This window comes from Bacillus sp. PAMC26543 (assembly GCF_014250375.1).
In the GTDB taxonomy this organism is placed as follows: Bacteria; Bacillota; Bacilli; order Bacillales; family Bacillaceae; genus Bacillus; species Bacillus halotolerans.
In genome coordinates this window covers 737195-751356 of the sequence record NZ_CP060193.1, presented here as the reverse complement: position 1 = coordinate 751356, position 14162 = coordinate 737195, and the positions used below count along the sequence as shown (strand labels likewise).

General features: G+C 44.1%; 14 protein-coding genes and 1 tRNA gene. 9 read left to right on the top strand and 6 right to left on the bottom strand.

What is annotated here, in order from left to right:
* The first annotated feature begins 20 nt into the window (after positions 1 to 20).
* From sacB to H7F27_RS03680, 6 genes are all read left to right on the top strand, one after another.
* The gene (gene sacB, locus H7F27_RS03705) at positions 21 to 1442 is read left to right on the top strand and encodes a levansucrase (protein ID WP_024122947.1); all 1422 of its coding nucleotides are present in this window, start codon (positions 21 to 23) and stop codon (positions 1440 to 1442) included.
* A gap of 79 nt (positions 1443 to 1521) precedes the next feature.
* On the top strand, positions 1522 to 3072 hold the full coding sequence (locus H7F27_RS03700; protein ID WP_185848583.1) for a glycoside hydrolase family 32 protein: 1551 nt from the start codon (positions 1522 to 1524) through the stop codon (positions 3070 to 3072).
* A 128-nt stretch (positions 3073 to 3200) separates the two neighbouring features.
* Positions 3201 to 4763 (top strand): aspartate/proton symporter AspP, encoded by a 1563-nt coding sequence (gene aspP / locus H7F27_RS03695; RefSeq protein ID WP_024122949.1) that lies wholly within the window; start codon positions 3201 to 3203, stop codon positions 4761 to 4763.
* 95 nt (positions 4764 to 4858) lie between these two features.
* Positions 4859 to 5443 (top strand): TetR/AcrR family transcriptional regulator, encoded by a 585-nt coding sequence (locus tag H7F27_RS03690; RefSeq protein WP_024122950.1) that lies wholly within the window; start codon positions 4859 to 4861, stop codon positions 5441 to 5443.
* Between the two features lie 77 nt (positions 5444 to 5520).
* On the top strand, positions 5521 to 5856 hold the full coding sequence (locus tag H7F27_RS03685; RefSeq protein WP_044160350.1) for a DMT family transporter: 336 nt from the start codon (positions 5521 to 5523) through the stop codon (positions 5854 to 5856).
* Entirely contained in the window at positions 5856 to 6170 is a 315-nt protein-coding gene (locus H7F27_RS03680; RefSeq protein WP_024122952.1) for a DMT family transporter, read from the top strand. The genes H7F27_RS03685 and H7F27_RS03680 overlap by 1 nt, the downstream gene beginning before the upstream one ends.
* A 44-nt stretch (positions 6171 to 6214) precedes the next feature.
* Here the strand turns inward: H7F27_RS03680 and H7F27_RS03675 are convergent, their stop codons facing one another.
* From H7F27_RS03675 to H7F27_RS03665, 3 genes are all read right to left on the bottom strand, one after another.
* On the bottom strand, positions 6215 to 6730 hold the full coding sequence (locus H7F27_RS03675) for a DUF3231 family protein (RefSeq protein WP_024122953.1): 516 nt from the start codon (positions 6728 to 6730) through the stop codon (positions 6215 to 6217).
* Between the two features lie 290 nt (positions 6731 to 7020).
* The gene (locus H7F27_RS03670; protein ID WP_024122954.1) at positions 7021 to 8364 is read right to left on the bottom strand and encodes an FAD-binding oxidoreductase; all 1344 of its coding nucleotides are present in this window, start codon (positions 8362 to 8364) and stop codon (positions 7021 to 7023) included.
* 151 nt (positions 8365 to 8515) lie between these two features.
* Positions 8516 to 8591 (bottom strand) — tRNA-Arg (locus H7F27_RS03665).
* 280 nt (positions 8592 to 8871) lie between these two features.
* Between H7F27_RS03665 and clpP the strand changes: the two genes are divergently transcribed.
* The gene (clpP, locus tag H7F27_RS03660) at positions 8872 to 9468 is read left to right on the top strand and encodes an ATP-dependent Clp endopeptidase proteolytic subunit ClpP (protein WP_003219849.1); all 597 of its coding nucleotides are present in this window, start codon (positions 8872 to 8874) and stop codon (positions 9466 to 9468) included.
* 34 nt (positions 9469 to 9502) lie between these two features.
* Here clpP and H7F27_RS03655 read toward each other — a convergent pair whose 3' ends face one another.
* Positions 9503 to 10078, bottom strand: coding sequence for an LOG family protein (locus tag H7F27_RS03655; protein ID WP_024122955.1), 576 nt, complete (start codon positions 10076 to 10078; stop codon positions 9503 to 9505).
* 116 nt (positions 10079 to 10194) lie between these two features.
* Here H7F27_RS03655 and H7F27_RS03650 point away from each other — a divergent pair, with 116 nt between their 5' ends.
* Positions 10195 to 10515, top strand: a complete 321-nt coding sequence (locus tag H7F27_RS03650) for a MazG nucleotide pyrophosphohydrolase domain-containing protein (protein ID WP_024122956.1) — start codon at positions 10195 to 10197, stop codon at positions 10513 to 10515.
* 28 nt (positions 10516 to 10543) lie between these two features.
* On the opposite strand, the gene H7F27_RS03645 is transcribed toward H7F27_RS03650, so the two are convergent.
* Both H7F27_RS03645 and H7F27_RS03640 read right to left on the bottom strand, forming a co-directional pair.
* Positions 10544 to 12154 carry a SulP family inorganic anion transporter gene (locus H7F27_RS03645; RefSeq protein ID WP_024122957.1) on the bottom strand — a complete coding sequence of 537 codons (1611 nt, stop codon included), beginning with the start codon at positions 12152 to 12154 and terminating at the stop codon, positions 10544 to 10546.
* An 18-nt stretch (positions 12155 to 12172) separates the two neighbouring features.
* The gene (locus tag H7F27_RS03640) at positions 12173 to 12757 is read right to left on the bottom strand and encodes a beta-class carbonic anhydrase (protein ID WP_095712951.1); all 585 of its coding nucleotides are present in this window, start codon (positions 12755 to 12757) and stop codon (positions 12173 to 12175) included.
* 403 nt (positions 12758 to 13160) lie between these two features.
* Between H7F27_RS03640 and H7F27_RS03635 the strand changes: the two genes are divergently transcribed.
* Entirely contained in the window at positions 13161 to 14138 is a 978-nt protein-coding gene (locus tag H7F27_RS03635; protein WP_095712950.1) for a 2-hydroxyacid dehydrogenase, read from the top strand.
* Positions 14139 to 14162 lie beyond the last annotated feature (24 nt).

Genomic DNA, 14162 nt, shown 5'->3' with positions numbered 1-14162 from the left:
TAAAAAAGGAGACAAGAACGATGAACATCAAAAAGTTTGCCAAACAAGCAACAGTATTAACCTTTACAACCGCACTGCTGGCAGGAGGCGCGACTCAAGCGTTTGCGAAAGAAGCAGATCACAAACCGTATAAAGAAACGTACGGCATTTCCCATATTACCCGCCACGACATGCTGCAAATCCCTGAACAGCAAAAGAATGAAAAATATCAGGTGCCTGAATTTGACCAATCGAAGATTAAAAACATCTCTTCCGCAAAAGGCTTGGACGTGTGGGACAGCTGGCCATTGCAAAACGCTGACGGCACAGTCGCAAACTACCATGGCTACCATGTTGTCTTTGCATTAGCCGGAGACCCTAAAAACGCGGATGACACATCGATTTACATGTTCTATCAAAAAGTTGGCGAGACTTCCATTGACAGCTGGAAGAACGCAGGCCGTGTCTTTAAAGACAGTGACAAGTTTGATGCAAATGATCCCATCTTAAAAGATCAGACACAAGAATGGTCAGGATCAGCTACATTTACATCTGACGGCAAAATCCGTTTATTCTACACTGACTTTTCCGGTAAACATTACGGCAAACAAACACTGACAACTGCACAGGTTAACGTGTCAACTTCAGACAGTTCTCTTACGATTAACGGTGTAGAAGATCACAAGTCCATTTTTGATGGCGACGGCAAAACATATCAAAATGTTCAGCAGTTCATTGATGAGGGCAACTATAGTTCAGGCGATAACCATACGCTGAGAGACCCTCACTACGTGGAAGATCACGGCCGCAAATACCTGGTATTTGAAGCGAACACAGGAACTGAAGACGGCTACCAAGGCGAAGAATCTTTATTTAACAAAGCTTATTATGGCAAAAGCTCATCATTCTTCCGTCAAGAAAGTCAAAAACTTCTGCAAAGCGATAAAAAACGCACTGCAGAATTAGCTAACGGCGCACTTGGCATGATTGAGCTTAACGATGACTACACACTGAAGAAAGTCATGAAGCCGCTGATCACATCTAACACAGTAACTGACGAAATCGAACGTGCGAATGTCTTCAAAATGAACGGCAAATGGTATCTGTTCACTGACTCCCGCGGGTCAAAAATGACGATTGACGGCATCACTTCTAACGATATTTACATGCTTGGCTATGTTTCTAATTCTTTAACTGGCCCATACAAGCCGCTGAACAAAACAGGCCTTGTGTTAAAAATGGACCTTGATCCTAACGATGTGACCTTTACTTACTCACACTTCGCTGTACCTCAAGCGAAAGGAAACAATGTCGTGATTACAAGCTACATGACAAACAGAGGATTCTACGCAGACAAACAGGCAACGTTTGCGCCAAGCTTCTTACTGAACATCAAAGGCAAAAAGACATCTGTTGTGAAAAACAGCATCCTTGAACAAGGCCAACTAACAGTTAACAAATAAAACGCAAAAGAAAATGCCGATACCCTATTGGCATTTTCTTTTATTTCTTTATATTAAAATCTAAAGCGGAGAAACCGAAATGAAATATAAAAAAACATGCAAATGGTCAGCCGTATTCCTCATCTTTACAGGAATACTTTTGTTTATAGACTTATGGTCAAACGAGGAGCCCGACAAAAAATCAAAATCTGCCCATAGACCGGACTACCGGGCGGCATATCATTTTACGGCTCCTGACAAATGGAAAAATGATCCCCAAAAACCCATCTACTTCGATGGAAAGTATCATTACTACTATCTGTATAACGGTGATTATCCAAACGGCAATGGCACGGAATGGCGGCATGCCGTATCAGAGGATTTGGTGCATTGGACAGATGAAGGCGTGGCAATTCCCAAATACACAAATCCAAACGGCGACATCTGGACCGGATCATTCGTCATCGATAAAGAAAATACAGCCGGCTTTGGCAAAAATGCACTTGTCGCCATTGTGACTCAGCCTTCAGCCAAAGACAAAAAGCAGGAGCAGCATTTATGGTACAGCACAGACAAAGGGAAAACATTTAAGCCCTACACTAACGACCCCATTATGCCCAACCCGGGGACAAAGGATTTCAGAGACCCAAAAGTCATATGGGATGATCAGCATAATAAATGGGTAATGGTCATGGCTGAAGGAACAAAAATCGGCTTTTACGAATCCGATAATTTAAAGGACTGGCAGTACACAAGCGGTTTCTTTACGGAGCAGGCAGGCATTATCGAATGCCCCGACCTTTACATGATGCGGGCAAGTGACGGGACGACGAAATGGATTCTCGGCGCCAGCGCAAACGGGAAACCGTGGGGCAAACCCAATACGTACGCCTACTGGACCGGAGGCTTTGACGGAAAAGAATTTTCTGCGGATCAAACCGAACCCCAATGGCTTGATTACGGATTTGACTGGTACGGAGGCGTAACATTTGAGGACGGGAAAAACACAGATCAATTGAATAAGCGTTACGCGCTGGCTTGGATGAACAATTGGGATTACGCCAATAACACGCCGACCAGAAAAAATGGCTTTAACGGCACAGACTCAATCGTGCGTGAAATCCGGCTCCAGCAGCAGGACGGCACATACAGCCTCGTCTCACAGCCTGTCGAAGCATTGCAGCAGCTTTCCGCTTCCACTGACGAAGTGAAAGAACTGAGTGTCAGCGGCTCCAAAACCCTGTCCATAACAGGCGATACGTATCAGCTGGATATGGACCTTTCTTGGACAGATATGAAAAACGCTGGCGTCCGGCTGAGAGAATCGGCAAACAAAACACGCCATATTGATGTCGGCATATTCGCTGAAGGCGGCTATGCGTATGTCAACAGAGCTTTCACAGACCAGCCGGATAAAAGCAAAATGTACGTTGAAAGCAAAGCGCCCTATGACACCAGCAAACAAAACGTGCACTTAAAAATTCTCGTTGATAAAACAACGATAGAAGTGTTTGTCGGTGACGGGAAAACCGTTTTTTCAAATGAAGTGTTCCCAAAATCCGAGGATAAAGGCATTACTCTTTTTTCTGAAGGCGGCTCAGCTTCCTTTAAAAATATAAAAGTGAAACATTTTGATACGATTCATCAATAAAAACAGATGCAGCGCTTGCTGCATCTGTTTTTTTTATGAGAGCCGAAACAGCAGTCAGCCTGTGCGTATTGTCTGTTTCATATTGGGCATTGTAAGAAATATAAGGCTTGTTTCTAAGGAGGAAGCGGATGTCTAAACAAGGAAATTTTCAAAAATCGATGTCGCTGTTTGATCTGATTCTGATCGGGATGGGAGCTATCTTTGGATCAGCATGGCTGTTCGCTGTCAGTAATGTCGCTTCAAAAGCAGGACCCTCCGGCGCTTTTTCCTGGATTATCGGAGGAGCCATTATTCTGTTAATCGGACTGGTGTACGCAGAACTCGGAGCCGCTTTACCCCGCACTGGAGGCATCATCAGGTATCCGGTCTATTCACACGGCCATTTGGTCGGCTATTTAATTTCATTTGTCACAATTGTCGCTTACACAAGCCTGATTTCGATTGAAGTCACAGCCGTCCGGCAATATGTGGCCTATTGGTTTCCTGGCCTGACCAAAGAGGGCTCTGACTCACCGACCATTGCAGGCTGGATTTTGCAGTTTGCCTTGCTCTGCTTGTTTTTCCTGCTGAATTACTGGAGCGTTAAAACCTTTGCAAAAGCCAATTTCATTATTTCTATTTTTAAATATATCGTACCGGTCACGATCATTATTGTGCTGTTTTTTCATTTTCAGCCGGGAAACTTGTCGGTTGAAGGGTTTGCGCCTTTTGGTTTTACAGGCATACAGGCCGCCATTTCGACCGGGGGTGTCATGTTTGCATATCTCGGGCTGCACCCTATTGTGTCTGTTGCCGGTGAGGTACAAAATCCGAAACGCAATATCCCGATCGCTTTAATTATCTGTATTATCGTTTCAACCATTATTTACACGATTTTACAAATCACCTTTATCGGTGCGATTCCGACAGAAACGCTGAAAAACGGCTGGCCGGCAATAGGCCGTGAATTTTCATTGCCGTTTAAAGACATTGCGGTCATGCTCGGTTTAGGATGGCTTGCAACGCTTGTCATTTTAGACGCCATTCTGTCTCCGGGAGGAAACGGGAATATTTTTATGAATACGACATCTCGCCTCGTTTACGCTTGGGCGCGGAACGGCACATTATTTGGCATATTTTCAAAGGTCAATAAAGAAACGGGAACACCCCGTGCTTCACTCTGGCTTTCATTTGCCATGTCGATTTTCTGGACGCTCCCCTTCCCTTCGTGGAACGCGCTCGTCAATGTCTGTTCTGTCGCTCTCATCCTTTCTTATGCGATTGCACCAATTTGTTCAGCCGCACTGAGAGTAAATGCGAAGGACTTAAACAGGCCGTTTTATTTAAAAGGAATGAGCATCATCGGGCCGCTTTCATTTATTTTCACAGCTTTTATTGTGTACTGGTCAGGATGGACAACCGTTTCCTGGCTTCTCGGCTCACAGCTCGTCATGTTTTTGATCTATCTCTGCTTCAGCAAATACGCGCCTAAAGAAGACGTCAGCCTGGCCCAGCAGCTGAAATCAGCCTGGTGGCTCGTCGGATTTTATGTCATGATGCTGATTTTTTCCTATATCGGCTCTTTCGGGCATGGCTTAGGCATTATCAGCAATCCCGTCGATCTCATATTGGTTGCCATCGGCTCGCTTGCGATTTACTATTGGGCAAAGTATACCGGGCTCCCGAAAGCCGCGATTGATTATGATAAATAAGAAGCAGGAGTTTCTCTTGCTTCTTTTTTCGCTTTACAAACGCCATCACTCGAGATAAAATGAATGATAGTCAGTCATTAAAGGAGGTGTTCCTCGTGCCAAAACAAACATCAGGAAAATATGAAAAGATTCTGCAGGCGGCGATTGAAGTCATTTCTGAAAAGGGACTCGATAAAGCCTCCATCTCAGAGATCGTAAAAAAAGCCGGCACTGCCCAAGGAACGTTTTATTTATATTTTTCATCCAAAAATGCTCTGATTCCGGCCATTGCGGAAAACCTTCTCACTCATACGCTAGAGCAAATCAAAGGAAGACTGAATGGCGAGGAAGATTTTTGGACCGTCTTACAAACCTTAATTGATGAGACGTTTCACATCACAGAGCGCCATAAAGATATTATCGTCCTCTGCTATTCGGGGCTTGCCATCGACCATTCCATGGAAAAATGGGAGACCATTTATCAGCCTTATTATTCCTGGCTTGAGAACATCATCAACAAGGCGATCGACAGCCAAGATGTGATCGAAGGCATCAATGCAAAGTGGACGGCAAGAACCATCATCAATTTGGTTGAGAACACAGCAGAACGGTTTTATATCGGGTTTGAACAAGATGAAAACCTTGAAGTATCTAAAAAAGAAATTTTCACATTCTTAAAACGGAGCTTAGGTAAAGCTTAAAAAATGACTGGGTGACACCGCTCATTTTTTAATACCTAAAAATGACTGACGTTCATTCATAAAAAGAGGTGTTACTGTTGTATTGGGTACTTGTTTTGATAGCAGGGCTTCTAGAAGTGGTTTGGGCCTCCTCCCTCAAACATGCGGATTCGCTTTTTGATTGGATTATCGTTTTTCTATTAATAGCGATAAGCTTTATACTGTTAATCCGCTCTTATCGAAAAATTCCTATGGCCGCGGCGTATACCGTATTTGTCGGAATTGGAACGGTCGGAACCTACACGACCGGGATCTTCTTAGGCGAATCCTTCTCAGCAGCGCAAATCTTCTTTTTGATGCTGCTGCTAGCCGGTATTTTAGGAATGAAGCTTTTCACAAAAGAAAATAAAACTCAGCCGAGAGGTGAAAAATAATGGCGTGGTTTTTATTATTTATTGCGGGTATAGAAGAAATTATAGCTGCCATCGCCATGAAATATATAGACGGCACAAAGAAAAAATGGCCGATTATTGTGATGACTGCCGGATTTGCTTTATCTTTTTACTGTCTTTCACAGGCCATGCAAGTCCTGCCTTCCGGTGTCGCTTATGCCGTCTGGACCGGTATAGGCAGCATAGGCGTAACAGCAGTCAGCCTAATTTGGTTTAAGGAACGGTTTCAGCTTTCTCAGCTGATTTCTCTTTGCCTGATACTTGCCGGCGTCATCGGCCTGCGTCTTACGTCTTAGATCATAAAAGGCATATACAGAAAGCTGTATATGCCTTTTATCTTTTACTCATCATCTTGATGTTTATGAAGATGAAGCGGCGGCGGGATGAGCCAGCCTTTGTTTTTCAGCAGCCTTAAGTATTTTGCCCCTGTTGCCGCCTTGGTCATATGAAATTGCCCAAACATCATGGCGATGTCTTCGCGAATCGACTGCCCCATAATTTTGCTGCATGTCACAAGACCGGCTGCATTTTGCGCCGCTGCAGATGCGGCCACATCCGGATCGAGAAACCGCGCGCCCGGCGGAATGTCGTTAAGATCTGCATCCGGCGGCTCAGGAGAAGCGGGCGGAAGCCCCACGCCATTTTCTTTCAGGATATTGCTGACCTGTTTGATTTCATCTTGGCATTTCTCGATGGACTCACGAAGCAGCTTCTTTAAATCGCCATCACCAACATGATGCAATAACATCTGGTAATTGCCGATCATTTTATTTCCCGCCATCACATAACTCCACAAACTGAATACCTCACCGTAATGCATCGGTTCTTCCTGCGGGTTTCCGCTTAAAATACCCATGTTCATCCTCCTTGCAAATTCATATCGTACATCTCATAACGTGCCCGAGAGGAGGAATATTTATGTTTCAGCGGGAAATTTTTATAAAACAAAAAAAGACAAAAGCGCAAAAATGCCAAGCCCTTGTCTTTCCTGTTGTTCTATTGGACGCGCTCGGAGGGATTCGCCCCCCCGGCAGACGTGGTACCGGAAACCATTCAAATGCTTTTGTAGTATGAGTTATTGATTCCATCTATTTTTTAATTAAAGTTATAAACTCAGGGGGTTTTATTTTCGAAACGAATTAATTTTTAACGAGCTGGCGGGATGCTTTGTGGAAAACAAAATAAATTTTCGGGATCATATTTCGCTTTTATTTTTCGAAGCCTTGCAAAGTTTGCACCATAATATTCTTTTCCGAAATTTTCAATGTTTTGATCTGGAACATTAACATATGAACCTGCTACATATGGTTGCATCAGCTGACGTACTCTTTCAACTGAGGCAAGGTTTGAAGCTTCTTGTGATTTATTTTGCCAACTAGCCGTCCATTCCGTATAAAACAGTGGATGGCGCCAAAAAAAGGCTGTTTCGTCTTTAGGTACTCTTCTTATAGCACCCCCCCAATTTATAAAAAAGAAGTTGGAGTCTGCTCCAGTGGCCTCTTCCAAGAATTTTCTCATGATTGAAATGGGTTCGTCAGACCAAAGATCATGTCCCCAGGCTGAGGAGAATTTAACACTCTGATCATTTCTGCCAGGGATGGGTTCGTCAGGGTCTAAGAAATCTATAGCATCTGGATAGGATAATGTTTTGATATCTGCTCGTGTTGGAGTTCCAGCATTTAATAAAGGATTTAATAATTTAATCAATTCATTTTTTGGACCGAGGAAAATTCCTTCTGCATGACACAAACCATTTACTTTGCTGTAAATTTCAAGGTAGCATCCTAATCGTTCATCTACAAACGGCGCCCATTTCTGCCAGGCTTTAAAAACCGTCTCCAATTGTTCCCATGGCCAAATAATATTGAAGACAGTTGCTGTTTTAGGGGCACGATGAACTTTGAAAGTATATTGGGTATTATATCCAAAGTTTCCTCCGCCGCCACCTCTAGAAGCCCATAGTAAATCCTCATTGCAAGATTGATTTGCGTGAATAATCCTGCCTTTTGCATCTACCGTTTTCAGTGCGAGAAGGTTATCACTTATAAGGCCAATCGATCGTGAGACTACTCCAAATCCACCGCCCATCGTAATTCCTCCGATTCCAACTGTTGGGCTGTCTCCAAACGGAGCCATAAAACCATCTCGAGCTAATCCTTTTACAAGCGGGCCAACATGAATGCCAGTTTGAACGGTTGCAATCGCGTTTTCTTCATCTAAGAAAACTTTATTCATGTCACTCACATCAATAACAATTCCTCCACTTACTACTGAAAGGTTCTTATCTAGAGCATGGCGACCACTTCTGACACGTAAGGGCACATTATTCTCACGAGCCCATTTAATAGCATTACTTACATCGTATGAATCTTGTGCAAAAACAAAGACAAGGGGATAGACATCAACATAAGGGTTCCAATTCTTAACTGCCTGTGTATAGCCGGGGTCCCCTTTGAAGATTACACGCCCTGTTAACTGTGTTGATCCCATATATTTCACTCCCAATAAAATTTGATTCCGATATCAGCATATGTAGGATCTGGATAAATTCTTAGACAAATTTTCTACGAACTTAAAAACATACAAAAAAGACAAGAGCGGCAAAATGCCAAACCCTTGTCTTTCCTGTTGTTCTATTGGACGCGCTCGGAGGGATTCGAACCCCCGGCAGACGTGGTACCGGAAACCACCGCTCTATCCAACTGAGCTACGAGCGCATATTGACATATTTTCACTGTGTGATGATAACGTCAGCATAACTCATTATACGGTATTTCAGCCGAAATAACAACCCTCTATTTTAAAGGGCTGTTTTTTTAAGAAGACACATCATCTTCTTTCAGAAGCTCACATACGATGGTTTGAACCGTTGTATTTTTGGGGAAAATGGGAAAAAGAGAAGAGTTTGCATGTCAAGCCAGCTTTTTGTTTGACCTTTATTGACCAAAAATGTATCATGTAACTACATACTTACCTAAAAGGTGAAGGAGGAGCATTATGAATTTAATACCTACAGTCATTGAACAAACGAACCGCGGGGAAAGAGCGTATGACATTTATTCTCGTTTATTAAAGGATCGTATCATCATGCTTGGATCTGCGATTGATGACAACGTTGCGAACTCCATCGTGTCACAGCTTTTATTCTTAGAAGCGGAAGACCCTGAAAAAGATATTTCTATTTACATCAACAGCCCGGGCGGCTCTATCACGGCCGGTATGGCGATCTATGATACCATGCAGTTTATTAAGCCGAAGGTATCTACAATTTGTATCGGTATGGCTGCGTCAATGGGCGCGTTCTTGCTTGCTGCCGGAGAAAAAGGCAAACGCTATGCACTTCCGAACAGTGAAGTTATGATTCACCAGCCTCTTGGCGGAGCTCAAGGTCAAGCGACAGAAATTGAAATTGCCGCGAAACGTATTCTCTTGCTTCGCGACAAATTAAACAAAGTGCTTGCTGAACGTACTGGCCAGCCGCTTGAAGTGATCGAACGCGACACAGACCGCGATAACTTCAAGTCTGCTGAAGAAGCGCTTGAATACGGCCTGATTGACAAAATTCTGACTCGCAACACTGAAGAGCAAAAGTAAAACGAGAAGAGCCTTCCTTTCGGAGGGCTCTTTTTTAAATTTCTGTCCACTTTTTCTCTAAAATCGGATATGAGTAGTTCTTCATTTGCTCAACTAACTCATCGGGCCGTGAAGAGCTATGAATCAGTTTAAGATGAGAGTCGTTAGAAAATCCTTCTTGAATGCTGTATTTGACCATTTTCATCATCGGTTCAAAATATCCGTTGACATTATACAGTCCGATCGGCTTTTGATGAATGCCGATCTGCGCCCAGCAAAGCACTTCAAATAATTCTTCATATGTACCGAAACCGCCCGGCATGGCGATATAGCCGTCAGCCAGTTCGCTCATTTTTGCCTTCCGTTCGTGCATACCGTTGACTTCAATCAGCTCTGTCAAGTTTTGATGGACAACCTCTCCGCTGAACAGGCCGCTTGGCATCACTCCAATTGCAGTGCCGCCGTTTTCCATTAACGCATCGGCAATCGCGCCCATCAACCCTACACGAGAGCCCCCGTATACCAGGCCGATTCCCTGCTCTGCCATATACACGCCAAGCTCTGTCGCTTTTCTTTTATACGCTTCATTTCCCCCCGGGTTTGAGCCCGCAAATACACAAATTGTTTTCATCTCGTCATCTCCGCATCTATATATCGTGTTAACATTCAAAAAACACACTATATATTGTCCCACCTTCATGTGATAATATCAATATGAAATACATAAAGAATGCAGGAGTGATGATGTTGCAGCTGGCTGATGCTGAAAAATGGATGAAAGAGTTTTACGAAAAAAGGGGCTGGACGGAATACGGACCGTTTATTCGAGTCGGGTTTTTAATGGAGGAAGCCGGAGAGCTGGCACGGGCTGTCAGGGCGTACGAAATCGGCAGAGACCGGCCGGATGAGAAAGAATCGACACGAGCTGAGCAAAAACAAGAATTGATTGAAGAAATGGGAGACGTCATCGGAAATATCGCCATCCTTGCTGATATGTACGGCGTTTCTTTAGAAGACGTGATGATAGCCCACCAAGAAAAACTGACAAAGCGATTTGAGCATGCCTAAAAAAAACGGCCGCAGTCGGCCGTTTTTTTCATCCTGTGATTTCATCATGATGATCAAAGAAATGCTGCTTTCCTATTTTGTGAAAGAGGCCTGTTTTATGCAGGAGCTCTTTAGGCTGAGACTGCAGCCCTACGATCATCAGCTTTCCGTTGTGGCGCTTAATTCTGTTCATGATGTTCACAAGCACCGCTTCTGCAGATGTATCCATGTAATGCACTTTATTCATGAGTAAAATGAGGGTCTTCGGCTTTTTCTGTACATGCTCTAACAGTGACGATTCAAGCGAATCAATCGATCCGAAAAACAGCGGTCCTTCTATGGAGTACATGCTGACGGAAGGATCTGTCCCCTGCTCACTCTTAGCCGCTTTCGCAAGAGCTGGATGAGACTCCTGATTGTGAATACGGGTCGCTTCACTCATTCTTCTGATGAAGAACACAAATGCGAGCAGCAATCCGGTCGCCACACCGACGATTAAATCAAACAGAACGGTCAGGACAAAGGTAGCGGCTAAAATGAAGGAATCGGCGTTTTTCAATCTCAGCATGTTTGCGACTTCCTTCCGCTCACTCATATTCCATGCGACAACCATCAATATCGGCGCCATACTTGCAAGCGGAACGTGGGAAGCATAAGGCGCGAATACAAGCAGAACAAGAAGAACCACGACGCCGTGAACGACACCTGAGACAGGTGAAACCGCTCCGTTTTTAATATTGGTTGCCGTCCGCGCAATCGCTCCGGTAGCCGGGATTCCGCCAAACAGCGGCGCGGCCATATTCGCAATCCCCTGGCCGACAAGCTCTTTGTTGCTGTCGTGCTTTGACCCTTTCATATTATCGGCAACCATCGCGGATAATATTGACTCGAGGCCGCCAAGAAGCGCGATGACAAGCGCTGCCGGAAACAGCATGACCATTTTATCTATTGTCAGCTCCGGAAACTGAAATTCAGGCAAATGGCGAGGAATATCTCCATAGGTTGAGCCAATCGTTGCCATGCGGTCAGGGAAAAACACAACCGCAACAAGCGTAGAAATGAGAAGAGCCAATAAAGCTCCGGGTACTTTTGGCATCACTTTGGCGGATACAAGCAAAATGACAAGTCCTATGACTGCTGTCAAAATGGCATATCCGTTAAAGGTGCCGAGCTTCTGTGCAATTTCAAACATGTTGTGATGAAAGTTCTCATGTTTTTCTACGTTTTTCAAACCGAGAAAATTAGCGATTTGTTCAGTGAAGATTAACACGGCGATTCCAGCCGTAAATCCGACGATAACTGGCTTCGGCACATACTTCATAATTTTGCCGAGCTTAAACAATCCGAACAGCACCAGCATGACGCCTGCCATAAATCCCGCTATCAGCAGATTTTCCAGCCCGTACTGCATCACAATACCGAATAAAATCGGGACAAACGCGCCAGTCGGACCGCCAATTTGATATTTAGATCCCCCGAACAAAGAAATACAGATCCCCGCCACGACAACAGTATACAGCCCGTATTCAGGCTCGACTCCCGAGGCAATGGCAAACGCCATCCCTAAAGGAATTGCCACGACTCCTACTACGATACCTGCAATTAGGTCTTTCTGAAATTTCTGCAAATTGTATCCCTTGAATCTCCCAGAGAATCGCATATTTTGTTAAAACCTCCCTTATGAATTAGTCTTTATGAACTCAGTTTCATAACCGTTAATCACGACGTCAAGTTTGCCTGTCTCCGGGTGTATCACAAGCCCGTGAACCGGCAGCTTTTTTGGCAGCAGCGGATGATTCTTGATCAGATTGACACTGTGGGAAACGCTTTCTTCCACACTGTGAAAACCGGTCAGCCAGGTTTTCAAATCTAATCCGGCGCTATCAAGCAAACTCAGGCAGCTTGCTTCTACCCCGCGTTCCTTTGCTTTTTCAAGAATCGAGGCCGCATTCAGGCCTGACATCCCGCATTCATGGTGGCCGATAATGCAAACCTCTTCAGCCTGCAATTCATAAATGGCGACCAATATGCTGCGCATAACACTTCCAAATGGGTGAGAAACGATGGCTCCCGCGTTTTTTACAATCTTAGCGTCGCCGTTTTTAAGCCCCATTGCTTGCGGAAGAAGTTCTGTGAGTCTTGTATCCATACAGGTAACAATAACGAGCTTTTTTGAAGGAAATTTTGTCGTTTTGTAGGGTTCGTACTTCTTCTCTCTGACAAACTGCTGATTGTGTTCCAAAATTGATGTTAAAGAAACCATTTTTATTCATCTCCCATCCCTATGTTATTGCAAGCCTTCTTACCCAGCTTACAGTAAGGAATTATAGCATAGGAACAGGCTGCGAAAAGGCTTTCAACAAAAGACGATCTAATTGGACTGTAAAATAAATACGTAAAAATTTATATCTTTCAAAGATAATAAAATTTATATTTATTGAATCCTATAATCCAGGTTCTGCTAATATTTTGGTGATTTGTCTGACAAAAAATATAGGCGAATTCAGATAATTAAAAAACTTATTTAAGCAGCGGCTGCTGTTTTTTCAGTCATCTCGATCATTTTAAGTTCAAAAGAACCAGAAATTTAAACAAACGCAGCAATATTTCTAACTTCTATTTCTTTCCGATATAATAAAATAGACAACAGCCATAAAGGGGGAGCCTTGTTGAAACCATTTGTATTTATCACCAAACCGATTCCTGAAGAGATTGAAAACATGATCAGTGAGCATTGCCGCTATGAGATATGGCAGGAGGATACACTTCCGCAAGAGGTGCTATTCGAAAAAATGAAAGATGCTGAAGGGCTTTTAACTACTGGAACATCTGGGCCGTCCATCAACAGCGAGCTGCTTGAACATGCTCCTAAGCTGAAGGTCGTCAGCAATCAATCCGTCGGCTACGATAATTTTGATATAGAAGCGATGAAAGAAAAAAGCGTCGTCGGCACTCATACGCCTTATACACTGGATGACACAGTGGCCGATCTGGCCTTTTCTTTAATTCTATCATCGGCCAGACGTGTTGCTGAACTGGACCGTTTCGTCCGGGCCGGTAAATGGGGTACGGTTGAAGAAGAAGACCTTTTCGGCATTGACGTCCATCATCAAACATTAGGCATTATCGGCATGGGCAGAATCGGCGAGCAAGCGGCCAGACGCGCCAAATTCGGTTTCGATATGGACGTGCTTTATCATAACCGCCATCGCAAACAAGAAACTGAAGAAAGCATCGGCGTCAAATACGCTGAGCTTGACACACTGCTGGAGCAATCAGATTTTGTTCTGCTGATTACTCCGCTGACTGACGAAACGTATCACATGATCGGGGAACGTGAATTTAAACTGATGAAGGATTCTGCAATTTTCGTCAATATTTCCCGGGGAAAGACGGTTGATGAAAAAGCCCTCATCCGCGCTCTTCAAGAAGGCTGGATTCGCGGTGCCGGTTTAGACGTGTACGAAGAAGAACCTGTCGCAAAAGACAACCCGCTCTTGCAGCTCGACAATGTCACCCTACTGCCGCATATTGGCTCAGCAACAGCGAAAGTGCGCTTCAATATGTGTAAACAGGCCGCTGAAAACATGATCGCAGCTATCAAAGGGGAAACACCGAAAAATCTGACAAGAGAATTTCAGTAAATCAAAAAATCCGGTCTGATGAAG